Raw genomic sequence first — 22461 nt, 5'->3', positions numbered from 1 at the left:
TAAAGAGTAAGTGACATGACATACAAAATATTAGCGATGCTAATGATTAAGCTGTTGTTTACGTTTCGTGGCAGTAAACCCACGTCTAAAATCCCCGCCTCCGATTTTGATGCCGAACGGTTCGCAGGTACATGGTATTCAGCTTGTTATATACCGCATCCATTGCAATCAAAGCTCGGCTCTTTGTCGTTTAGCTTTCTATTTGAATCTGACGGTAACCTTAAGCTAACAACTCGCGGTTATAACGCAAAAAAGAAAGAGTGGAAGACCAAAGAACAAGCCGCAACATTCAAGGGGCCTCAAACCGAAGCGTGGTTTTCAGTCGAAGCGAATAGCCCTTATGAGCAGCAGAGGAAGGTGATTTTCTTGAATGAAGATTACACTCAGGCTTTGTTGGTAGGCCCTACCAAAAACACCTTACAGATCTTGTATCGCACTGCAGAGTTTACCAAACAAGACCTAGATTCGCTGATCGAACGAGCGCAGAGCATGGGTTTTAAAACCAGTAAGCTGGTTCGTGTGTCACAACATATCAATGATGTGGCTGAACATTAGAATAAGTTTGGTTAGCCACAACTAGGCAACTCAGCCAATCATCAAACAGCATTGTGCACCTGTCTTAATTCGCAGGCAATACAACCGCAGATGCTTCTTCCTCTGAATCTTCTTTGTCTTCGACTTGTTCAGCAACCCAATCAATTGTCTTTGTTAGATAAAGCTTGTTGGTTTCGGTATCACACCAACTTTTTGATAACCCTCTTCGATTAAACTCACTGCCAATCGCTGCCAGTGTTTGGTTGCTCGAACGCCCGTAATACAAGGTGTCGCATAGTTGCAGGTTCGACATCGATTGTGGGTATGTATTAACCGACGAGGAGTTCATGCTTAGTGCTTTGGATTGATTGTGCGTGCAGCCTGTAAGGCTCAAGAAAAAGATCAATGCTAAGGCTTTCTTCATCATATCTCTGAACAGTTACCAATAGTTGGCGGGAATTATGAGCATGATTAAGTCACTGATTTGTCAATTCTTCGCCAACTGCTTAAAGAGCACGATCTTGCTCGCAATTAGAACGCGTTATTGAGCCGTTTAATTCCTCGGTCAAAAAATGCATTAACGACCAAATGCGCAATTTTGTACAAAAGCTGAAAGAGCCTATAGAGTAGACTGATAAGTCGCTCGATAATTAACAGGCTTGGGAATTGTTATGGAGAACAAGAAACGTTCTAAAGAAAAGGCCGAGTATAAGATCACAGAAGAACTCGGTGGTCTTGAAATCTTGAATGCTGAATACGAAAAGCAGAACTTCTCACGCCATAGCCACGAGGGCTACACACTTGGTGTTATCGAGCAGGGCGCTCAACGTTTCTATCGAACAGGTGGGCATCATGTCGCGCCTCAAGATGCCATCATTCTGGTAAACGCTGACGAAGTGCATAGCGGACACTCTGCCACTGAAGGTGGTTGGGCGTATCGCGCAATGTATCCACTTCCAGAGCAACTCGCCAAAATCACTCAAGAGCTTAATTTACCCAATTACGGCGCGCCTTATTTCCCAAGAGCGGTGGTTGAAGATCCTGAGCTCGCTAATCAGTTAAGGTTGGTTTTCAACGCGATTGATGAATCAGACAATCGCCTGTTACGAGAAACCTTGATGTACGGAATGTTGGTTAAGCTGATTAGCCGACATGGGAAATCGAGCCTTAAACCCCAATTAGATGGCAAAACTCAGCGTCAGCTTGTTCTGGTGAAAAAGTTTTTAGATGATTTTCCGCAAGCCGATGTCTCCCTAGAAGAACTTTCTAAACTGGCCGCTTTAAGCCCGTTTCATTTAGTGCGCTCATTTCAGAAAGAGTTTGGTCTTCCTCCTCATGCTTATCAGATCCAGTCTCGATTGAGGCTTTCTCGCAAGTTATTGAAGCAAGGGCATACGATTTCAGATACTGCTCAAGAATGTGGCTTTCACGACCAAAGCCATTTTCATCGACACTTTAAAAAAGCCAATGGCTACACGCCGGGGCAATACATCAAAATGCTCTAAATCGGACACGTTAATTCGATCGCGAAATCGAGCAAGTTTGTACAATCGAACCCACTCAGGTGTTTTTACATTGAATAGCCAATGTGAAGAGAGAAAAGAATAATATGGATAATCAAAAGATGGATAGGCGCACTCAGTTATGGAAGGGCGTTTTAGCTGGAATGCCGCTGAGTATCGCCGTGATCCCGTGGGGGATTCTTGCGGGCTCATACGCGATAGACGCCGGATTGAATCAACTGCAAGCACAAGCGATGTCAGCGATTCTATTTGCTGGCTCGGCGCAACTGGTCTCAGCGGGTATGTTCAAAGCGGGCATTGGCCTTGGTACTATGTTGCTGACCACGCTGTTCATCACCTCAAGGCACTTTTTATACAGTGTATCGATGCGCGACAAAATCAGTCATCTCCCGGCTCGCTGGCGTCTATTACTCGGTTTTTGGCTCACCGACGAACTGTTTGCGATATGCAGTGGGCAATCTCAACAAGAGTTTAATCGTTGGTACGCGGCGGGTGTAGGAGGCGGTTTTTATCTGGTTTGGAATATCGCGAGCTTCGTTGGCATTGTCGCAGGAAGCCAAATCCCGTCACTCAATGAAATCGGTCTCGACTTTGCGGTAGCTGCGACCTTTATCGCGTTGGTTTTTCCATTAATCAGAACTTTACCTGTTGTCGTGTGTGTGGTGGTTTCACTGGTTACATCGGTTGCTATGTCGGTCAACAACGTTGAAGGTGGACTCATGATTGCAGCGATTGCTGGCATGTTAGCCGGCTTTTTCAGTGAGTCGTTTCAAGAGCGAAACAATGGCAATAAGCCAGCAGTGGAAGGGAAATAAAGATGATTTGGTTAACGATATTACTCATGACTGCAATTGTGTTCTTTAGCCGATATCTTTTCCTTGAGCCTGCAATCCCACTTCGATTGAACCAAACAGCGCGACGCTTGCTACGTTATTCAAGCCCTGCAGTGCTGACTGCGATTTGGGGGCCGATTGTGTTTGCACCAGAACAGACATTTTGGCCAAGCCTAGAGAACCCATACTTGATTGGCGCGGTGGTGACAGGCCTGCTGATATGGAAAACGGGTAATGTGCTATTAACGATCGGTGTCAGCATGGCGGTGTTCTTGTTCTACAATCTTGTCGCGGTTGATTATCTTTTTTCTTAATTGCCATATAGGTTTATTTCTTCCTCATAATTTAAGGGCTGTATTAATATGATTACTTGTTATGTTCGATATGTGATTGATCCTAAAAAGATAAACGAGTTCGAGACCTACGCAAAAATGTGGATTCCGTTGGTGGCTAAGTTTGGCGGTCAACACAATGGCTACTTCTTGCCATCAGAGGGCGCGAACAATATCGCGTTGGCATTGTTCTCTTTTGATAGCTTGGCGGCTTATGAAGAGTATAGAACTCAGTCGTTGAGTGATGCTGAGTGTATTAAGGCCTTTGAATATGCCGATGAAGTCGATTGTATTGTTAGCTACGAGCGTAGCTTCTTTAGACCTGTTTTTGACTGATTGACCTTGCAACGCATGGCGCGGTGACTTCTAATGTATTGATTCACCATCTGTGTATTTGGGTTTTGGTAAGGAGTTAATTTGGCTAAGAAATATTATGTGGTTTGGAAAGGCCGCACACCGGGTATTTTTACCACTTGGAACGAGTGTAAAGCGCAAGTCGATGGTTTTGCAGGCGCGAGATATAAATCGTTTCCAACACTAGGCGAAGCAGAGTCTGCTTTCGGTGGTAAAGCGTCTTCTGTATCTCAGTCGAGTTCAGGTGCCAAGCCTGCATTTGCGAAGTCACGTACAGCCAGTAAAGCGAAGGTTCCGCCTCTTTCTCAGCAGCAAATTACGGATATGCCTTTTGACATCAAGATCTTTACCGATGGCGCTTGTGAGCCAAACCCTGGTGAAGCAGGAACGGGGTTAGCTGTCTACTTGAAGAATGAGCTAACCGAGTTGTGGTATGGCTTATATCAGCCGGTGGGCACGAACAATACCGCAGAGCTGCAAGGCTTAAAGCAAGCCTTCATCCTCGCGCAAGAAAAGCTGCAATCCGGTTTATCTGTGGCGATTTATTGCGACTCGAAATACTCGATAGACTGCATCACTAAGTGGGCATCAGGTTGGGAGAAAAAAGGTTGGACGAAGCCGGGCGGCGAGATCAAAAACCTCGATATCATCAAGCCTGCTTATGCGCTTTATCAAGAACTTGCTTCTCAAATTACTATCCACCACGTTAATGGACACGTAGGTATTGAAGGTAACGAGCTGGCCGACCGCATGTCTATAGTGGCGATTTCTTCTAAAGAGCAAAATCTGAGTCGATATTCAGACACTGACGATCTCACTGAAATCTTAGCTTTACGCGCCGGATAAGAAGGCTTGATAGTTAAAGCATCACAGCCATAGCGTTACAGTGTGCATCAATGTAACGCTTTGTTCCTGCCTCATTTTATAACGCTTATTGCTTATTGCTCATTGCGTTAAGCTGGGTTTTCTATCCAGTGAGACAGCTGCTGTGCCTGTTTAAATGAATTGAAGTTCTGCTCGACTCTTGTTCTTGCCTTCATCCCCATTTCTGTTTTGTCGTTGCTGCTTAGCTGTGCAAAACGCTCAATGGTTTCTCTTAGTTCCTCGACACTTTTCTCATTGACCAAAAATCCGGTCTCTGGCGTGACAATCTCTTTACACCCCATAATGTTGGTGGTGATTACGGGCGTACCAACAGCCATCGCTTCTTTTAACACGAGTGGCCCTGTGTCGACACAACCTGTTTCTGAAAAGCAGAATGGGGCGATTAGGCTATCGTAATTGGGTAGGTTCTCTTTTACCCATTCGTGAGGTTGTGCGCCAAGAAAGGTGACATTTTGAGTGAGTCCGTGTTGATCTACTTGGGTTTTTAATTGCTGCTCCATATCCCCAGTCCCAACGATGTCCAAGTGGATATTCAGAGGTTGAGCAATCGGTGCCAACGCATCTATCAAGTAATGAATGCCTTTTTGCTCGACGAGGCGACCAAGGAACACAAGACGTAGAAGCTTGGTATCCGTTTTGGGTTGCAGCTTAAATTGGTTGGTATTCACACCACAATGCAGCAACTTGATGTTGCCTTTTGCCATGTTATTGAAATCGGTGAGCATGTCTTTGCAGACCGCTACCACGAAATCGCTCGATGAAATCTTATGTTCAATATCATAAGCAAACTCGTATACATCGTGGCCGTGGGCGACAAACGAGCAAGTGATGTTGAGAAGTTTCGCGGCAACAATGGCATGCGCGGTTGTGTGTTGGCAGAAGTGTGCATGAACATGATCGATGTCTTTTTCTGCTAGTTGCAGAGCCAGTTTAAAGCCATAAACGAAAAGCGATCTTTTGGGCATGCTGTTTTGCTTGGAGACAAATGAAACAGCCTTGATGAACCCTAGCCAGTTAATGCTGGGGATTTTGCCCATCCGAACATTCTTACCTATTTCGACAATGTCGTAGTCGAACTGCTTTTCGCTGTTTTCAATTTTGAACGTCATTACACAAACATCATGCCCACAAGCTTTCACAGACTCGACTTCTGTTTGAATGAATGTCTCACTGAGTACTGGGTAGGTTGGCGCCACAAATGCTACTTTCTTCATTCCTTATTCCTCAAATCCATGTGATTAAAGTTATTAAGCCAAGGTAATAACTAATAAAGCAAAATACGAACCAAGATTGAATGGGGTTTTAAAGGGCGTTTTAGAGGGGACAGGGATGATTTTCCTGCGGTTATCGCTCAAATAGAGCTGGTTTTCTCAAAATGGAAATCAAATTGGAATTTTGAGTTTCTCCGTTGTTTACGTCTCGTCGTCATTTTGCGAATAGGCTTGTAGGTCGCTGATATAAAAGCAATCCAGTAGAGATAAGCGATCGGCACAGAACATGCAATGTTGGTCATATAACGTATAACTGCGAGAGCGTCATTATGGCTAAAGTAAGTATCATTATTCCTACCTACAACTGTTTAGACTATCTACCGAAAGCGATCGGTAGTGTGCTTAAACAGACTCATCAAGATGTCGAACTGATTATTATTGACGACAACAGCAACGATGGGACATCGACCTATCTTGCGACGATACATGACGAACGCATTATTAAGTTGTCTACCTTAGGTGTTGGCGCGCCTCAAGCTAGAAACCTTGGTATTGAGAAAGCGACCGGAGAGTACATCGCATTTTTAGATGCGGATGACTTTTGGTTCCCGGAAAAAATTGAACGCCAACTTGAGTTTCATGAGCGATACCCTGATCTGGCGATGAGCTTTACCAATTACGAACACCTAACTGAAGATTACGAAGTCATTGTTGATTGCTTCAGTTATTGGTCACAATTTCAAGACCAAGACGAGTTGTTCATCAATATAGAAAACCCTTTAGAGTTCATCATCGAAAACAATGTGATAGGGACCTCGACCGTTATGGTCAAGGCTGAGGTGTTCTCTAAAACAGACAGTTTTAATGCAGACATCAAGTACGGTGAGGATTGGGAGTTATGGCTCAGAATGAGTGAAAATCATCAGATAGGTGTGTTGAACTCAGTGCAGGTTGGTTACCTGATGAGAGCCACCTCAGTGACCCAAACTGAAAATCTCAAACTTAGGAACTTGCAGTCCATAGAATCCATTCTTCAACGCTATCAAGATGATAGCGAAAGTTGGAACCTACCACGCTCTAGCTTCAATATTGCCAAGGCGAGAATACTTGAAGGTTACGCTGACTATTATCGAGGTTTACAACAGAACAGACAGGCTATTGCCTACAGTTTCCGTTCTTTGGTCATGTCACCTCAAAAACGCACATTGCGACACCTAATTGGAGACTGTAAAAGTTTCCTAAAGCCAGCTTGGTAAGGAATAGGTGACGACTATGGGTTCATTAAAGCAGTCGGCTTATTACGCCATCGGTATATTAATGATGAAAGGGATCTCGTTGGTGATGATCCCGTACATTACGCACAACATGACGCTGGCTGAGTATGGTTCCTTAGAAGCCATCGTCTTGCTGGCAGACATTGGGACGATATTGTTCAGCTTCGGTATTGTCGACGCCATGTATCGTTATGTGGGTGTCGCGGAAGGTGATGAAAAGCAAAAGCTTGTCTCGAACTGCTTCACATTGAGTGTGTTGGTGTGCGTGCTTGGGGGCGCCTTGATTGCCCTTAGTATGCCGTTGTTAATCTTAATGTTGCCTGTTGAATTCCAGCCTTACCAGATACTGCTTCTGCTTATTCCTACCATGCTTGATGGGGCGATTTCTATCCCGCTAACGCTGATGCGAATGAACGCGATGGCGAAACGTTTTTGCATGCTCAATGTTTTGAAAGCCGGTGTTCAAGCCATCATGACTTTTGTTCTACTTGAGGCTGGATATGGTATAGATGGTGTGTTGATTTCAGCTGCGGTATCCAGTGTGTTGCTAATGGTTTGCTTGGTGCGTTATCAATGGCAAGAGATGGGATCTTTTGGTTGCTTCAAATACTCAGCGAAGATCTTAAAATTCGGACTGCCCGTTTTGGTTGGCGGGGCATCAATGTATATGATCATGGGGCTCGACCGATGGGTGATGGCAAGCTTCGTCGGTGTTGAAGAACTCGCGATTTATGCGGTTAGCGGTAAATTTGCGTTGATTCTTGGTTTGTTGCTACAGCCTTACGCGCTTTGGTGGTTTCCAAACCGTGTCGCTATGCTTCAACAGTCGGGTGGCAGCAAGATGTGCGCCGATAGAGCGTTAGTCGGAGTGAACCTCGCCATTGTTTTAGGCTCGTTGATGATTCTAACGGTACCCGGATTTATATCTCTCATTTTACCGAGCAGTTATCAATACGCGGGGACCATTGTTGTTGCGCTGCTTGCGATTAGCGTTATCAAAAATGCAGGTGATTATTTGAATCTAGGTTGTTTTAGCGGTGACTCAAGCCAATCTCAAATGTGGATTCAAGGTGGATGTGCGGTCTTAGCCGCCATTGGTTATTTCACAGTGACGCCTATTTATGGCGTGTGGGGTGTTGTCGCGGTTCTTTGTGCAACTTATGTTGTGCGACTCATGCTTCTGTATGTTGTAAGCCAAGCGATGGAACAATTACCTTATGAACATAGCAAGTGGGTAACCGCAGTCAGCATCGCATTAGTGGCGATAGCGAGTGATCAACTTCTGGGATTGGTGTTGGTTGATGTCCATGACTTTATTCTTGGATCGGCTGTTGGTGTAATCACGCTGGTGGCCTTTGTTAAATACTCGGTGATCGTTGTCCCGCAAGCCCTGCTCGACAAGTTGATGCTGGGAAAGCAGTCTCACGCAAATTGAAATAAAACACTGTTCATAATGTGTAAGGTTCGATAGTATTTATAAATTCAATGAATACCATCAACGGAAAGATACATGAACAAGTGGATTGTGCTCTCAGCTATATTCTCAACCTTATCGTACGCTTCTTCTGAATTGTCTAACCACGATATACAGGAGCACCTGTTCGAAGTGCCCGAAGCTATCTCCTTAGAAAATCAAAACAGGGTATGTAACAGCCTTGTTTGCAGTTCGGTGTCTGCGCCAAAATCTGTTCCCGTCGTTGGCGATTTTCCAGAGCGAGAATCGAATCCAACGATAGACACAATTGCGAGTGCTATCTATTTCGTCGGTGAAATTGGCGTTGCTGAAAATTTATCGACGCCAGAGTACGAGCAGTTTTTTGAGAACTAATTGAAAAGTGACTGCATAAGTTGGTGCTTCTTTTTTATGCAGTTACAAAAGATATGAAATGCTGTTATAAACGATAAGACCTTGTTTAAGGATTTTATAATCGCGGCATTTGGCAATTAGGAAGCATCAATGGAAATCTGGAAGTTACTGCTGTTTATCCCGGCTTGTTTTGCGCTCAATATGACACCGGGCCCCAACAATTTGTTATCAATGAACAACGCCCGTTGTTATGGATTTCAAGCGGCCTTGGTTGCGGGGTTAGGGCGAATCACGGCATTTTCTGGCATGATTGCATTGGCGGCTTCTGGCTTGGCTGTTGTTCTTTATACTTCTGAAACTTTGTTCTTCATTATCAAACTTTTTGGCGCCATGTACTTGTTGTGGATTGCGTTTAATCTATGGCGTTCTAAAGCCAGCCCAGTCGCGGACATTGAGTTAAATAAGAATTGGTTTGGCCTTGTTAAACAAGAGTTCGCACTGGCGGCTGGCAACCCAAAAGCGATACTTATCTTCACTGCATTCCTACCTCAATTCGTAGATGTCACCGCGAGTGTAAACACGCAATTCTTCATCCTAGGAAGCACATTTTTAGTGTTAGAAATGCTCGCGATTTCTCTCTACGCGGCCTTTGGTTTATACCTAAGAAACTGGTTCTCCAAGCCGAAAATGGCTAAGCGTTTCAACAAAGCGTGCTCGGTTTTTCTCGCATTATCTGGCGCTAATCTGTTGGTTAGTCGACAGTAACGAATTAAGGTATAAAGCGATATGATGAACGCGGATATACTTTCTCATTGGATAGAAACCAAATGTCATGCTTCGTTAACTGAGGTTACTCATGGAGCAACTAATTCGGTGTATGAGGTGGGTTCAAAGCCAGCTTTCTTTTTGAGGAAGTACCGGACTCTTGATGCTAGTCGTATCAAGAACGAGCACGAACTGTTGTTCTTTCTATCTCAAAAAGTCCCAACTGTGGTTTTGCCGTGTCTTACTTCAAATGGTCAAAGCTTTGTTAAGGCCAAAGGTGAATACTACGCGTTATTTCCTGAGGCTCAGGGCTCGTTGATTGAGAAGCACGCTTTGACAGACACGCATGCATTCGAAGCCGGTGCTACTCTCGCAAAGCTTCATCGCCAGTTGAGCCTCTACCCTAGAAATGGATTGCCAAATGAGATGTTCCCAGTTATCCAGTTGTCATGGAACAGAGAGCTATGGCTGCAGCGTCTTGATAAGGTCATTGCTGCTATCGAATCAAAAGGGGAACAAAACGTCGAGGATGAATGGGCGCTACAGAGGTCTATACAGCAACGTAGTTTTCTAGCGAGTAGCCAAAGTGTCCACTCTTATGAGACCAAAACCGAGCGAATACTGATTCACGGTGACTTCCATCATTACAATCTCTTCTTTGATAAGCGTTCTAAAGTGAGCGGTATTATCGATTGGGATTTGGTTCAATACATGCCTCCTGCCTATGAAATAGCCCGGGCTTGCATGTATATGTTTGATATGGATGTTAAGAAGTCAGTCGAATTTGTTGGCGGTTACTTGTCCATTAATGAACTTTCAAAAGCGAGTATTACTGATGGAGTTTGTGCTTGGGGCATTTTTGCTGACCACCATATCTGGGCGTTGGAAGAGGTTTTTTTAAAACAGAACCTAGCCGCTCGGAAATTCATACCTCACAAGAACTTTTTACCTTTTGAGCAGCAATGGTCATTGATAGAGTCGCATTTGGTAAACAAGCGATAAAGGTCAGGCGTTGCATTGTAATCTGAGGGAGAGCTAATGAGTAACAAAGACCTATCCAACATGGGCTCTGCTCGAGTATCTATAGAACAACTTAACGGTGAACCTTGTATTCGAAAGCAAGGGGCGGGTGAGGTTGAGATTTCTTTTTATCAATATGCTGCGCAACAGTTGTCTGGTGTACATAGCCCTAAATTATTGGCTGTAAAAGGGAACGATCTCTTTATCGAGCAAATTCCGCACTCTTTAACATTAAGTGAGCTTCAAGCCTCCTCTGAGGTGTATCAGCAACTATCTCGTATTCATAAGTCTCAATACTCGCCGAATTTTGCAGTGAAAGAGCACAGCTGGAAGCGCTCTGATACTGAAGCTGCATTAGCGTATCTCAAATTACTCAAGACAGCTTACTGCGCATTCAGCGATTGAGTGGTGCTTTGTTCGACCATAAAACCTTGCTCTCGGGGGATGCGAACGAGGGAAATTGGGGAAGAAGAGATAACGGCCAGCTGGTGTTATTTGATTGGGAGCGTTTTGGCTATGGCAGCCCAGCTATCGATTTAGCGCCGCTCGTTTCTCGCATGGGAACCTTGTCTGATTATGAGTTTATTGTTGACCATTACCTACATCATAACAATTTGATTTCCCGAGAAGATTTAATAAGGCAATTGATCATCGCGAAAAGCTGGATCGTAATCGAAGTCACGAATATATTAGTCGCGCGTAACTACCCCCAAGCTTCGAAATATATCCAATGGTATAGAGATCAAATACCTACTTGGTTGTCTTTAGTTGAATGCAGACTGTAGTGGTAGGGTGGTTGTAGTCATCTCTATAAAGGTCTATCTATGAATATTGTCTGTGCGGAAAAACAAGAACTGGCTGATATCTACCAGCTTGAACATGCTTTGTTTGGCGACCATGCCTATCCGCAGTTTTTCTTTCGTCAGGCGTTTGATTGCTGGGGTAAAGGCTTATTGGTTGCTAAACAAGAATCGAAGGTTGCGGGCTATGCTTTGATGACAACCACAGATAAGCAGCATGAGTTTTGGATCTTATCATTGGCGGTGGATCCGAATTATCGTGGGATGGGTATTGGTCGAAAATTGATGCAGCATGCAATAGCGCAGCTTCCTCAAGAATCTAAGCTATTGCTCACCGTGGATCCAAATAACGCATCGGCTTGTGCGCTTTATGCATCGATGGGTTTCGCTACTATCAAGCAAGAAGAAAACTACTTTGGTGATGATGAGCCAAGATTGGTGATGCAGCTCATCATCTAGATTTTTGCTAACGGTTTTAATCAAAGGCTCTCAACTAAATTAAAGGCTTACGCTTCAATCGAACCCTCACAGGGCTAGGTCAGCATCACTATACCGTGCATCAATACCACACTAGAGGTGAGCCGAGTTCTCATATCAAAGTAGCCGTCAGGGCCTTCACTCTGGTTCTCTTCTCTCATAGCTCTTTCTGCTCGCCAAACCGCAATGTAGCCAAGGATCAGAATCAGGGTAGTGAGAAACTCTTTTTGCTCTCCAAGCAACACCGCCAACCATGCGATTAATACAATCACGTTGCTGAGAATTAGCGCCTTGTTACTGGTTTGGCTTTCGAAATTTTCGATGCCATTTCCCCATAAGATTCCTGAAAGAAAACTCAAGATAACCACGCTGTAGGTGATGAAGAGCGTTTCCCCACTTATTCCGATGAATTGGCTGTCGGTCAGAGAAAGGAGTAAGCCAAATAGAAAAGGGATTAACCCCATGTACCCCAACTTGGCCATGGTGTTACGGGTTTGAGTTGTCGCCATGTAATCTGCCCTCATAACTGTTGCTCAATCGCGTTTTTGAGTGTGGCACTCACTGGTGATGTTGAGCTAGGGAAGGTGGCGACTACTTTGCCTTCTTTACTGATCAAGAATTTGTAGAAGTTCCACTTGGGCGTTACGCCTGCTTGCTGCTGTATCTCGGCAAAGACTGGGTTGGCGCTACTGCCAGACAGAGAAGCTCGCGCCATCATAGGGAAGGTAACACCGTAGTCGAGGTAACAGACTTTAGCTGATTTCTCTTCGCTCCCTTTATCTTGGCGAAAATCATTACTTGGAAAGCCGATAACCGTGAAGCCTTGGTCTTTGTAGGTTTGATGAAGTTGCTCGAGTTGCTCAAATTGCGGAGTAAAGCCACATTGGCTTGCAGTATTAACCACTAATAGAGTCTTACCTTGAAATTCATCACACAAGGCGATTTCTTCGGTTGAGTTTAACAAGCGCTGTTTGCCATTAAGTATCTCGGGGCAACTCGCTGCGAAAGCGATAGAGCTTGTTAGGCTGGTCATCAATACAGTTGAGCAAAGTAGTGAACATTTCATAGGTTTGGCTCATTTTAGTTGGCGTAATGGTTATTACTCTTGAGCACGATGAAATGATCACTTTACTCATTATTTACTGTCGTTTTCCCTATCGTTTTTAGTTGTGCTTTTGCTCTCTGCGATGAGGTATGGAGCGACCAAGCGACTGATATTCACTTTCGCACCAAGGCGTGCCGCTAATAGATACATGCCACCAATTTTTCGGTGCAGAAACAGCGCATCGGCGGGTGGGGTATGCCAATACTCTTGTTCCATGCTCAAAATGGTTCCAGCTTCACGAAGACGTTGCGCTAAACCACTTGCTTTGAAGTCGTATTCTTCGTCAACCAACATCGGCTCACAGGCCATCTTTACGAGGTTTAGAATCGCTTGGCGTTGATCGGGAAGAATCGTCTCGCTAAAAAATCCTATTTGCTCTAAAGCTTGGTTGAGCCCTTGCTCATTGTTGTTAATGACAGAGTAAAAGGCTAAGCGATAACCCTCGCTGAAGCGGTCGCTGTATTCACGGGTTGCTCCGAAATCTAGTAAGCCAATTTGTCGGGTGTTTTCAACGTATAAGTAGTTGGCGAAATTGGGGTCGGTTTGCACCATCTTGAAATCGAACAATTCTCTGAACAAAAGTTCGAGCAAGCTGTGCATTACAAAGTCACGTGTGCTTTGGTCGTAACTTTCGATTTGCTCTATCGAAACGCCCTCGATGAAGTCCATTGCGAGCACCGATTCAGAGGATACTTGCGGATGAATTTTAGGTACGACGAATTGAGGGTGCGCTTTTAATGCATCATGATAACGAGTCGCGTAGTCAGCCTCGCGAGCATAGTCCGCTTCATCGTGGAGCTGTTTCTTTGCCTCTTCTAACAAGCCTTTGTAGTCGACCGACTTTGGTATCAAGCCAACAATGTTGAGCAGTGTGCCGACGTTATCCACATCACTGTCGATGCTTTTTCGAATACCTGGGTATTGGACTTTGACGGCGAGTTTGTCTCCCGCATCGCTATAGGCTTGGTGAACTTGGCCAATGGAGGCACTGGCAATAGGTTTAAAGTTGAAGGAAAGGAATTCAGTTTTCCAATTGCTCCCGAGCGAGCTTTCTAACACTTGATTGAGTTGTTTGGTTGGCAGCGGATCGGCATCAGAGCGCAGGCGAGAAAGAATGTCGGTTAATTCAGGTTCTAGGACATCGCCCGCATCCATTGAAAGCATCTGCCCCAGTTTCATAGCAGCGCCACGTAGGTGCGCGAGCTGATCGGTCAGGCGAGCCATGTTCTGTGGCGTTAACAGCAAATCCTTTGCTTTGGGCCTGTTGCCTTGTGCAATTTGCTTGGTGCCTTCTGTTAGCACGTTACCTGCGACTCTTGTCGCCAGCGAAGCGAACTTACTAAATCTAGAAAGTCTATGAGTGGGAAGGTTTCTCTCTTTTGCTGGCATAAAGGTTCTCTCTGGGAATCAGGGTTCACTACAAAGTTCTATCAATCATTACACAACCGTATGTTTTGTTGTGATAACTTGTCGCGTGGAACAGTAAACAGAATTAAAAGGACAAAGCATGAAATTCATTTGGTTGAAAGTGGCCGTTACGATATTGGTGTTCGCAGCTCTGTTTGGCATCGTGTACTACAAAGTCGCCAGCGGCATGTCTTAACTCAATACTATTTAGTGCAGCTGTTACCGTTGCAACGTGACTTTCCGGTTAGCCAGAACGAAATTTTATATCGATTCTTGGCAAACCGTAGATAGCACCAGTCTGCCATTGGCTTAAAGATCGCCCAACGTAATGGGGCATACAGCCAACCTTTTCCTACTAGCTTCCACGCTTGGTAAGTCACATCTAAACCAAGCAACAGCTTTTCGTTTTCGTCCAATGCATGCAAGATTGTATTGGCTGCCTCGGCATCTATTTGCGGGTAGTTTGAAAACGCTTCACTGTAGATATCGACGGTCTGGATCTGATTTTTGTTATCAGACTTAGTCAGCGCTGCCATCTCTTTTGCACAAAGTGGGCAGGTTCCATCGTAAAATATCGTTAATGCAGTCATTGTTTTCCTTACTATTTTCGTCAATTCTCATTGATACGACATCACCTTTTAGGTGGATCATTCTGCCCAGTTATCCGACACTGTTATTGTGACAACTAATTTACAGTATCATCTCGAGGTAACATCCGTTCCATGCATTTAAAAAATAAGAGCCTATCTCCAATGACAACAAAGTTAATGAACCGTTTGATTATAGCTGTGACTGCCCTGATGCTCAGTGGTTGTGTTAGCTACAGCATTACCGAACAAGAAATGACGAAGTACCTTGAAGATTCCGTGATGCTCGAACAAGAGGTTGGTGTACAAAGTGTGATGTACGCACAAGTGGCTGTGGATGATCTAGAAGTACAAATTGGCCGAGCAGATGAACAACGCGTGTCCGTGTTGGCAAATACCAATGCAAAAGTTCAAGTGTTCAATATGCCTAATATGGGGTTGGACTTAGACCTAGAGTTCAGCGCGATTCCTGAATACGACAAGGAAAGTGGCGAGGTATATCTAAAGTCGCTGCGACTAGAGCGCTTTGAAGAAAAGGGCAAACAGCTTTCGCCAGAAATAGAGACACTACTCAAACCAGCCGTATCGATGATAGGTTTTGCTTTGTCTCAGTCTCCGGTTTACAAACTCGACAGCAACAAGGTTCAAGAGTCGTTGATTAAATCATCGGAACCGAATCTAGTGATCAGAGATAATAAGCTGGTTATCGAACTGTTCGATTGACCCTCCATGCATTAGCTTTGATTAAGCTCTCACACATAATGGCTGCCTACTGGGTGGCCATTTTTGTTTGTGTTGAGTCGGTCATGACTGTTTTTAGTCGGTTTACTCACCTTGTCTATCTGTCTCATTTATTGAATTAGCCGCGTATCTCACCTTTACTTTACTCTTGTGAGCAAGTCATCGCTTCAGTCATCAAATCATAAAAAAGAAAAGGTGAACGAACTATGAAGAGTCCAGTAATCGCGGATAACAAACCCGTCAAAGTCGAGCTGACAGAGGGAGAAGAGTATTACTTTTGTACCTGCGGCCGATCTAAAAGTCAGCCCTTTTGTGACGGTTCCCATGCCGGTACGGGTTTCAAACCGAAAAGCTTTGTCCCCGAAGAAAGCGGAGACGCCTACCTTTGCCGCTGTAAGTATTCCAACAACCTTCCTTTCTGCGATGGCACTCATAAACAGTTTACTGGTGAACAAGTTGGGCAAGAAGGCCCAGAGGTTCACATTCAAGCGGCTGCTCCAGATTTGTCTCCTGCTGCGAGCGCAACCAAAGAAGAACCGACCGTCGAGTTTATTCATCAGTTAGCGCGTGATGGTTTATCCAAGGTCGGGCATCATGGGCCTATGACCTCTATGGGCGTGCCAAGACATCTATTGCCTCACTGGGATGATATTCAAGTGATGGTCGCGCAAATGGCCACCAAGCCTTTGCTAGAAAATGTGCCCGTTGGTACTGAACTGATTATTGGCCCCAAAGCGAAGAAGCCGCTTAAATTGGACATCTCTTTATTTGTGTCTGATATGAGTTTTGGCTCGCTGTCTGAAGAAGCAAAAGTCTCATTGGCGAAAGGTGCTGAACTCGCAGGGACGGGTATCTGCTCTGGTGAAGGCGGTATGTTGCCCGAAGAGCAAGCGGCGAACTCTCGCTACTTTTATGAATTAGCCAGTGCTCAGTTTGGTTACGATGAAGCTAAGCTCAAAAACGTTCAAGCCTTCCACTTTAAAGGCGGTCAGGGTGCCAAAACCGGAACGGGCGGACACTTACCGGGTGTGAAGAATATAGGAAAAATCGCGGAAGTGCGTGGCATTGAAGCGGGCACGGCTGCGATTTCCCCACCCACCTTTGTCGACCTTAAAACAGTCGAGGATTTCAAAAAATTCTCCGATCGTGTTCGAGAGGTGACAGGCGGTATCCCGATTGGCTTTAAGTTAAGTGCCAATCACATCGAAGAAGACATTCAGTTCGCGCTTGATGCCAGTGCCGATTACATCATCTTGGATGGGCGTGGCGGCGGTACTGGGGCGGCGCCAGAGATGTTCCGTGACCATATCAGCGTTCCCACTATTCCAGCACTCGCTCGTGCTAGAGCGTATCTCGATAAACAAGGGGTCAGTGACAGAGTCACATTGATCATCACGGGCGGTTTGCGCGTGCCGATGGACTTCGTAAAAGCGATGGCACTTGGTGCTGATGGTGTCGCTATCTCAAACAGTGCCATGCAGTCGATAGGTTGTGTGGCGGCGAGAATGTGTAACACCAACAATTGCCCTGCGGGTATTGCAACTCAAAAAGCCGATTTACGCCAGCGTTTAAATGTTGAGAAGGCATCTAATCAGCTTAAGAACTTCTTCGAAGCCTCGACAGAATTAATGCAAGTGATGGCGAGGGCATGTGGGCATGATCATTTGAATCAATTTAACCCTCATGATTTAGCTACATGGAATCGTGAAATGGCGGAGCTATCGGGCGTTGCTTATTCGGGTTTCAGCTCATTAAATAAACTTAAGTAAATAACCTTTCAATAAAGCACACCTACTGCATTTGTGGGTGTGCTTATTTTTGCCTGTGCCATACAACGCCATACTCCATCCATCGTAATTAGCTGCTTTATAATCGCTTTTAAATTATTTTCTATTTTTTGAAAATATCGCTTTACCTCAAGTTAACTTTAGGTTTTATCATCCCCCCCAATCGAAAAACATAAACAATCACCTTGTCATTTTTGAGCATTGTAAGCTTGGAAGACGTCAGTCATTAGGTGATGAAAACGAATCAGGGGTTAGGTATGGAACAGCGTCAGATCACCGAGTATTTTTCAAGAATCGGCTTATCTCAGCCAAGCAACACCACAATCGAAAGCCTAAAGGCGATTCATCAACATCAACACAGAAGTATTCCGTTTGAAAACTTTGATGTGATTCAGGGTTTACCTATTCAGCTTTCAACAGAGGCTCTGCATCAAAAGCTGGTTGTAAATCAGCGAGGCGGTTACTGCCAAGAGTTAAATGGATTGTTGCTGAACGTATTAAGCCACTTGGGCTTTGAAGCCAGAAGCCTGCTTGGCCGTGTCCACCTAGCTGGCGAGCCGACAGGGCGCAGTCATCGAGTGACCATGGTGACTATTGATGACAAGCAGTGGTTGGTGGATGCGGGTTTTGGCACTTTTACACCTCGAGCTCCATTGCTGCTAGAAACTGGTCTTGAACAATCTAATGACTTACAAACCTTCCGCTTGATAGAAGACGATCTGTACGGCTTGCTGCTGCAAATCAAGCAAGGCGAAGAGTGGATGAAGGTATACAGCCTAGACATGACTCACGTGTGCGCGAACGACTTAGAGTCGAGCAACTTCTTTACATCTAACAGCCCGAAATCGATTTTCACATCGAACTGTATTGCAGCACTGCCTATTGAAGGTGGGATTGTCACGCTACTCAACCAAACCATCAAAGTGACCAAAAACGGGATTACCGAAGAGTGGTCATTAGAAGATGAGGCGTCTTACTTTGCAGCCCTACAAACTTACTTTGGGCTAACCCTCAACGTACCTTTTTCACTTTTAAAGAAATGTTTCTAACCAAATTTGAGGATAAATAATGAAAGTATTAGCGATTGGCGCGACCAACAGTACAACATCAATTAACCAACAACTTGCAGCGTACACAGCAGGTTTAGTCGAAGGTGCGCAAGTCGAGGTGCTCGACCTTAATGATTTCGAGATGCCAATTTACAGCGAGAAAAGAGAGCAAGATTCAGGGGTTCATCAACACGCTCAACGCTTCTTTGAGAAGATTGGAGAGTCAGATGCGGTAGTCATCTCCTTTGCGGAATACAATGGCTCATACACCGCGGCTTTTAAAAACGTATTTGATTGGGCATCGCGCATCGATATGAAAGTGTACCAAGGTAAACCTGTGGTGATGCTTGCTACCTCTCCGGGCCCGGGTGGTGCGACTTCGGTGTTGTCTTCTGCGGTTAACTCTGCACCTTACTTCGATGCCGATGTAAAAGGGTCGATGTCAGTGCCGAGCTTCTACGATAACTTCGATGTGGAGACGGGTGAGATGACCAACCTAGAGATGATCGACAATCTTAAGATGATCATGAAAAAGATCGGTTAAGTGGCTTTAGTGCACTCAGTTCATTCGCTTCATGCCGTGGGCGGGTAGGTCTTAAATACAGAAGGCAGCCATAACGTCATGGCTGCCTTAGGTGCTGTATTAGTTTGATAACTCAGCGGCGGTATCAACGAAGATGCCTTGAATGTCTTTTGCTTCGCGTTCAGTTTGACCGCCGTGCTTTAGAAATGCAGCAATGATGACCGCTGTTTTTTGCTCTTTTGCACGCTCTAAGAAGTAACGCAATTCTAGCTCTGCGCCCGCTTGCTCATCTTTGATTGAGGTCGCGATGATCTCTTTGTACATCACGATGTCACGCACTTCTAATTGGCTGATCACACCTAGCGTTGCCGCTAAGAAATCTTCAAGTTCTGCCTTCGGCACGAACTGAGTAATGATGTTGCGGCTTTCAGCTTGTTGCGCCGTAAAATCGTTACCTAGCAACAGGGCTTGTAGTGCTTTGTTTTTGCCCATGCGTCTTGCGAACTGCACCGCACCTTGGCCACCTGTCGGGATGTTTACATGAATTTCTGGTTGTGCGAACGCTGAGTTTTCAGTGCCATAAGCTAGGTCACACGCCATCACAAACTCATTACCGCCCCCACGAGCAACACCATCAACAACAGCGACAGACACTTGTTTCATTGCTTTGATGTTTTCAATCATGTGGTTGAATTCGATTGAGCCAGCCTGTCCACCTTGAGTGCCATTGATCACATTAAGATCTAAATGAGCTAGGAAGAACTCAGCATGCAGTGATTTGAATACCACTACTTTAGTATCACGGTCATCTTTTAGCGATAAAACAAACTCATTGATTTCATTAATCAAATCGAAAGTTAATACGTTCACTGGTGGATTGTTGATTGATACCGTAGCAATGCCATTTTGATTAGTAATAGATAGTAGTGTCATCTTTGTTTCCTCTAATTATTTGGGACTGAATGTTGTCTCCGTTATGTGCAGCTACTATAGATTTGTAATAAGATGAGAAAAATAGTCATATTGGCACTTAATTGGTGCTTTAAATGCAACAAAGGTCATTATGGATACATCAAGTCGTTTATTATTGCTGCTAGAAGTGGTTGAGCTAGGCTCGTTCGTCAAAGTCGCGGAGCAGAGGAACGTTGACCGTTCTGTTATCTCTAAACAGATCAGTCGTCTTGAAGAAGAACTCGATGTTCGACTGTTGAACAGAACCACTCGCTCTTTGTCGCTCACGGCAGCAGGCAACGAGATGGTCAACCAAGCCCATCAATTGCGAGCCTTACTCAATGACACACAACGCTTGGCACAGAACTACCATTCTGAACCCAGAGGTTTGTTAAGAATTACCAGCTCTACCATGTTTGGCAGGCAGTATGTTCAGCAAGCAATATCAGTGTTTCAGCAACAGTATCCGGATGTGGATTTCGAACTGAGACTCGAAGATCGCATTGTTGATATGGTCAAAGAAGGGTTTGATATTGGTTTTCGTATTGGTAAGCCTAAAAACTCTAGCTTAATCAGTCGCAAGATAGCGAGAAGCCGACTCTTGATTGTCGCGTCCCCTGAATTCATTGAAAAGCACGGGGCAATTGACACTATCGAAAAGCTCGAGTCATTACCTGCCACCATCTATGCTGCACCGGGCTTGGTGATAGACAAATTCTCTTACCGCGATGAAGAGGGCAATATACAGCACTTTCAGCTCAACGCGACCTATAAGGTGAATGATGTGGAGATGATTCCCAAGAGTGCGCTAACAGGCAATACCTTAGCGGTGGTCACGGCACAGATGATCACTGATGAAATATCAAAGGGCGAGTTAGTGCCTATCATGACGCATTTGGCACTGGATGATTTTGGTACCTTCTATGCGGTTTATCCTCATCGAGACGCGCCGATAAAAACCAAGTTGTTCATTGATACTTTAAAATCGATAGTCGGGGAAGAACAGCCAATTTGGGAGCAGGGTATTGCGGGCTTTGATGAGATGTATGGTCATCGTATAGCGAAGCCATAATCGATCATTGTAGATATCAGTTATAAACTCTCGGTGAGAGATTTACCTAAATTCAAATCTACACCTAAAGTTAAAGTGAACTCTACTGTTTTATATGCTGAGCTTTGTATAGTGCTCTTAAGTGTATTGGATTGCAGAAATTAGAGCACGCATTGGATATTCGAAAAGGGAAGTAACAACATGAAAAACATCGTGTATTTAACGATTGGCCAACTCTCAGAGCGCAGTGGCGTGGCACCTTCAGCGCTGCGTTTTTACGAAACCAAAGGGTTAATTGCTTCTATTCGAACTAATGGTAATCAGCGCCGTTATCAATCTGCGATGCTGCGTCGAATCGCTTTGATTCAAGTCGCCCAATCGATAGGGTTTACGCTTGAAGAGATCACTGAAGAGCTGTCTAGCTTGCCAATGAACCACACCGCAACCAAGCGTGATTGGGAGCGAGTGGCAAAGAAATGGCAAGGGCAACTCGACAGCAAGATGGCACAGATACGCTCGCTACAAGAGAACCTCACAGGCTGTATCGGCTGCGGCTGTTTGAGCATGCAGAAGTGCCATCTATTAAATCCTGAAGACATCCTGCATGACCAAGGGCAGGGCGCTCAGCGTATTGTTGATTAGATTGGTTTTAGGATTTAGTTAAAGCTGATCGAATCCAATACATTCAATACTATTGTCAGAGAGCCATTGTCGTAAGGCTGGGTTCGTCAATAAGGCGTGTTCTTCCACTCGCTTAGTGAGATAGCTCGAGAGTGATCTCAGTTCGTCACTGGCAAAAAGCGCGGGATGGCACATTAATTCGACTGTGCCGTTAGGCATCATGGCTTGGTGGCTCAACAGCAAATCTTGTAAACCGGTTAGTGAAACCCCGTCATCAAAAAATCGCATATCAAACGCATCTGGTGTTGGCACTAATAGTGAATCTTGCCCGCTCACAATATTGTCGATTCGTCTCACGGGCAAGCCGATGTTATTGGCAGTTCGAGTAAATGCAGCTTTAAGAGGTTGAAAGACGCCACCGAAGTGATGGCTATCGATATGGTTGATTTTTAAACCGGCATCAAGTGCAGCTTGGTATTGTGCATTAAGCTCGAGTGCCACCTCCTCTTCGACAACATCTGATTTGTTGAGTAGGGTTGTTTTATCTAAAAAGTACCCTTGATGATCGACGAGGCTGGGTATGAGTTCTGGTGAGCTTATGGGTTTACCCGCTGTGACTGTAAAATGCAGCCCTACTTCAGGAACCATACCTTGGTGATACAGTTCGATGGCATGTTGTGTGCCTGGTTGGTTCATCATAATGGTGGTGGACTTGACCATACCCGCTTTAAAGCAGTCGATGATGCCAAGGTTCACGCTTTCTGTGAGGCCGAAATCATCGGCATTGAGTATCAGTTTCATGGTTAGACTCTTTTGGCTATGTT

The 22461-nt window shown here is 44.9% G+C and carries 26 protein-coding genes and 1 pseudogene; 19 read left to right on the top strand and 8 right to left on the bottom strand.

Annotation, left to right across the window (positions count from 1 at the left end; all coding sequences use genetic code 11):
• Nucleotides 1-15: 15 nt before the first annotated feature.
• Complete coding sequence (locus L1D37_RS05145; protein WP_239847133.1) at nt 16-555, top strand: lipocalin family protein; 540 nt, start codon at nt 16-18, stop codon at nt 553-555.
• Between the two features lie 64 nt (nt 556-619).
• On the opposite strand, the gene L1D37_RS05140 is transcribed toward L1D37_RS05145, so the two are convergent.
• Entirely contained in the window at nt 620-958 is a 339-nt protein-coding gene (locus tag L1D37_RS05140) for a hypothetical protein (RefSeq protein ID WP_017631023.1), read from the bottom strand.
• Nucleotides 959-1205: 247 nt separating this feature from the next.
• Here L1D37_RS05140 and L1D37_RS05135 point away from each other — a divergent pair, with 247 nt between their 5' ends.
• From L1D37_RS05135 to L1D37_RS05115, 5 genes are all read left to right on the top strand, one after another.
• Entirely contained in the window at nt 1206-2039 is an 834-nt protein-coding gene (locus L1D37_RS05135; RefSeq protein WP_239847132.1) for an AraC family transcriptional regulator, read from the top strand.
• Nucleotides 2040-2143: 104 nt separating this feature from the next.
• Nucleotides 2144-2872 carry an AzlC family ABC transporter permease gene (locus tag L1D37_RS05130; protein WP_239847131.1) on the top strand — a complete coding sequence of 243 codons (729 nt, stop codon included), beginning with the start codon at nt 2144-2146 and terminating at the stop codon, nt 2870-2872.
• 2 nt (nt 2873-2874) lie between these two features.
• Nucleotides 2875-3204 (top strand): AzlD domain-containing protein, encoded by a 330-nt coding sequence (locus L1D37_RS05125; RefSeq protein ID WP_050644634.1) that lies wholly within the window; start codon nt 2875-2877, stop codon nt 3202-3204.
• Nucleotides 3205-3252: 48 nt separating this feature from the next.
• On the top strand, nt 3253-3558 hold the full coding sequence (locus L1D37_RS05120; protein WP_239847129.1) for an NIPSNAP family protein: 306 nt from the start codon (nt 3253-3255) through the stop codon (nt 3556-3558).
• An 81-nt stretch (nt 3559-3639) separates the two neighbouring features.
• Nucleotides 3640-4422, top strand: a complete 783-nt coding sequence (locus L1D37_RS05115; RefSeq protein WP_239847128.1) for a ribonuclease H family protein — start codon at nt 3640-3642, stop codon at nt 4420-4422.
• A gap of 107 nt (nt 4423-4529) precedes the next feature.
• Here L1D37_RS05115 and L1D37_RS05110 read toward each other — a convergent pair whose 3' ends face one another.
• Nucleotides 4530-5675, bottom strand: coding sequence for a glycosyltransferase (locus L1D37_RS05110; RefSeq protein ID WP_239847126.1), 1146 nt, complete (start codon nt 5673-5675; stop codon nt 4530-4532).
• Nucleotides 5676-6001: 326 nt separating this feature from the next.
• Here L1D37_RS05110 and L1D37_RS05105 point away from each other — a divergent pair, with 326 nt between their 5' ends.
• The 7 genes and pseudogenes from L1D37_RS05105 to L1D37_RS05075 all read left to right on the top strand — a co-directional run bounded on the left by L1D37_RS05105 (nt 6002) and on the right by L1D37_RS05075 (nt 11797).
• Nucleotides 6002-6928, top strand: a complete 927-nt coding sequence (locus tag L1D37_RS05105; RefSeq protein WP_239847124.1) for a glycosyltransferase — start codon at nt 6002-6004, stop codon at nt 6926-6928.
• Between the two features lie 16 nt (nt 6929-6944).
• Nucleotides 6945-8381: an oligosaccharide flippase family protein gene (locus L1D37_RS05100; protein WP_239847123.1), complete on the top strand. Its 1437-nt coding sequence runs from the start codon at nt 6945-6947 to the stop codon at nt 8379-8381.
• A gap of 75 nt (nt 8382-8456) precedes the next feature.
• The gene (locus tag L1D37_RS05095) at nt 8457-8774 is read left to right on the top strand and encodes a hypothetical protein (protein ID WP_239847122.1); all 318 of its coding nucleotides are present in this window, start codon (nt 8457-8459) and stop codon (nt 8772-8774) included.
• A gap of 129 nt (nt 8775-8903) precedes the next feature.
• Nucleotides 8904-9518 (top strand): LysE family translocator, encoded by a 615-nt coding sequence (locus tag L1D37_RS05090; RefSeq protein WP_239847121.1) that lies wholly within the window; start codon nt 8904-8906, stop codon nt 9516-9518.
• Between the two features lie 21 nt (nt 9519-9539).
• Nucleotides 9540-10520, top strand: coding sequence for a phosphotransferase (locus tag L1D37_RS05085; RefSeq protein ID WP_239847120.1), 981 nt, complete (start codon nt 9540-9542; stop codon nt 10518-10520).
• Between the two features lie 36 nt (nt 10521-10556).
• A pseudogene (locus tag L1D37_RS05080) lies at nt 10557-11323 on the top strand (phosphotransferase).
• A gap of 39 nt (nt 11324-11362) precedes the next feature.
• Complete coding sequence (locus tag L1D37_RS05075; RefSeq protein WP_239847118.1) at nt 11363-11797, top strand: N-acetyltransferase; 435 nt, start codon at nt 11363-11365, stop codon at nt 11795-11797.
• 74 nt (nt 11798-11871) lie between these two features.
• Here the strand turns inward: L1D37_RS05075 and L1D37_RS05070 are convergent, their stop codons facing one another.
• The 4 genes from L1D37_RS05070 to L1D37_RS05055 form a co-directional block, all read right to left on the bottom strand.
• Complete coding sequence (locus L1D37_RS05070) at nt 11872-12339, bottom strand: DUF3429 domain-containing protein (RefSeq protein ID WP_239847116.1); 468 nt, start codon at nt 12337-12339, stop codon at nt 11872-11874.
• Nucleotides 12336-12881 (bottom strand): glutathione peroxidase, encoded by a 546-nt coding sequence (locus L1D37_RS05065; protein ID WP_239847115.1) that lies wholly within the window; start codon nt 12879-12881, stop codon nt 12336-12338. The genes L1D37_RS05070 and L1D37_RS05065 overlap by 4 nt, the downstream gene beginning before the upstream one ends.
• Nucleotides 12882-12950: 69 nt before the next feature.
• Nucleotides 12951-14309: an AarF/ABC1/UbiB kinase family protein gene (locus L1D37_RS05060; RefSeq protein ID WP_239847114.1), complete on the bottom strand. Its 1359-nt coding sequence runs from the start codon at nt 14307-14309 to the stop codon at nt 12951-12953.
• A gap of 221 nt (nt 14310-14530) precedes the next feature.
• On the bottom strand, nt 14531-14917 hold the full coding sequence (locus tag L1D37_RS05055; protein ID WP_239847113.1) for a DUF393 domain-containing protein: 387 nt from the start codon (nt 14915-14917) through the stop codon (nt 14531-14533).
• 162 nt (nt 14918-15079) lie between these two features.
• Here L1D37_RS05055 and L1D37_RS05050 point away from each other — a divergent pair, with 162 nt between their 5' ends.
• From L1D37_RS05050 to L1D37_RS05035, 4 genes are all read left to right on the top strand, one after another.
• Entirely contained in the window at nt 15080-15637 is a 558-nt protein-coding gene (locus L1D37_RS05050) for a DUF1439 domain-containing protein (RefSeq protein WP_176681713.1), read from the top strand.
• Between the two features lie 224 nt (nt 15638-15861).
• Entirely contained in the window at nt 15862-17424 is a 1563-nt protein-coding gene (locus L1D37_RS05045; protein ID WP_239847112.1) for a glutamate synthase-related protein, read from the top strand.
• A gap of 275 nt (nt 17425-17699) precedes the next feature.
• Entirely contained in the window at nt 17700-18491 is a 792-nt protein-coding gene (locus tag L1D37_RS05040; RefSeq protein ID WP_239847111.1) for an arylamine N-acetyltransferase, read from the top strand.
• A 19-nt stretch (nt 18492-18510) separates the two neighbouring features.
• The gene (locus L1D37_RS05035) at nt 18511-19035 is read left to right on the top strand and encodes an NAD(P)H-dependent oxidoreductase (protein ID WP_239847110.1); all 525 of its coding nucleotides are present in this window, start codon (nt 18511-18513) and stop codon (nt 19033-19035) included.
• 99 nt (nt 19036-19134) lie between these two features.
• On the opposite strand, the gene L1D37_RS05030 is transcribed toward L1D37_RS05035, so the two are convergent.
• Nucleotides 19135-19947, bottom strand: a complete 813-nt coding sequence (locus tag L1D37_RS05030; RefSeq protein ID WP_239847109.1) for an enoyl-CoA hydratase/isomerase family protein — start codon at nt 19945-19947, stop codon at nt 19135-19137.
• Nucleotides 19948-20077: 130 nt separating this feature from the next.
• Between L1D37_RS05030 and L1D37_RS05025 the strand changes: the two genes are divergently transcribed.
• Nucleotides 20078-21037 (top strand): LysR family transcriptional regulator, encoded by a 960-nt coding sequence (locus L1D37_RS05025; RefSeq protein ID WP_239847108.1) that lies wholly within the window; start codon nt 20078-20080, stop codon nt 21035-21037.
• A gap of 180 nt (nt 21038-21217) precedes the next feature.
• Nucleotides 21218-21658, top strand: a complete 441-nt coding sequence (gene soxR, locus L1D37_RS05020) for a redox-sensitive transcriptional activator SoxR (RefSeq protein WP_008220909.1) — start codon at nt 21218-21220, stop codon at nt 21656-21658.
• 18 nt (nt 21659-21676) lie between these two features.
• Here the strand turns inward: soxR and L1D37_RS05015 are convergent, their stop codons facing one another.
• Entirely contained in the window at nt 21677-22438 is a 762-nt protein-coding gene (locus tag L1D37_RS05015; RefSeq protein ID WP_239847107.1) for a carbohydrate deacetylase, read from the bottom strand.
• Between the last annotated feature and the right edge of the window lie 23 nt (nt 22439-22461).

This window comes from Vibrio sp. Isolate33 (assembly GCF_022397895.1).
GTDB lineage: Bacteria > Pseudomonadota > Gammaproteobacteria > Enterobacterales > Vibrionaceae > Vibrio > Vibrio pomeroyi.
The sequence above is the reverse complement of the archived record's forward strand: the minus strand, read 5'-3'. Positions and strand labels throughout refer to the sequence as shown.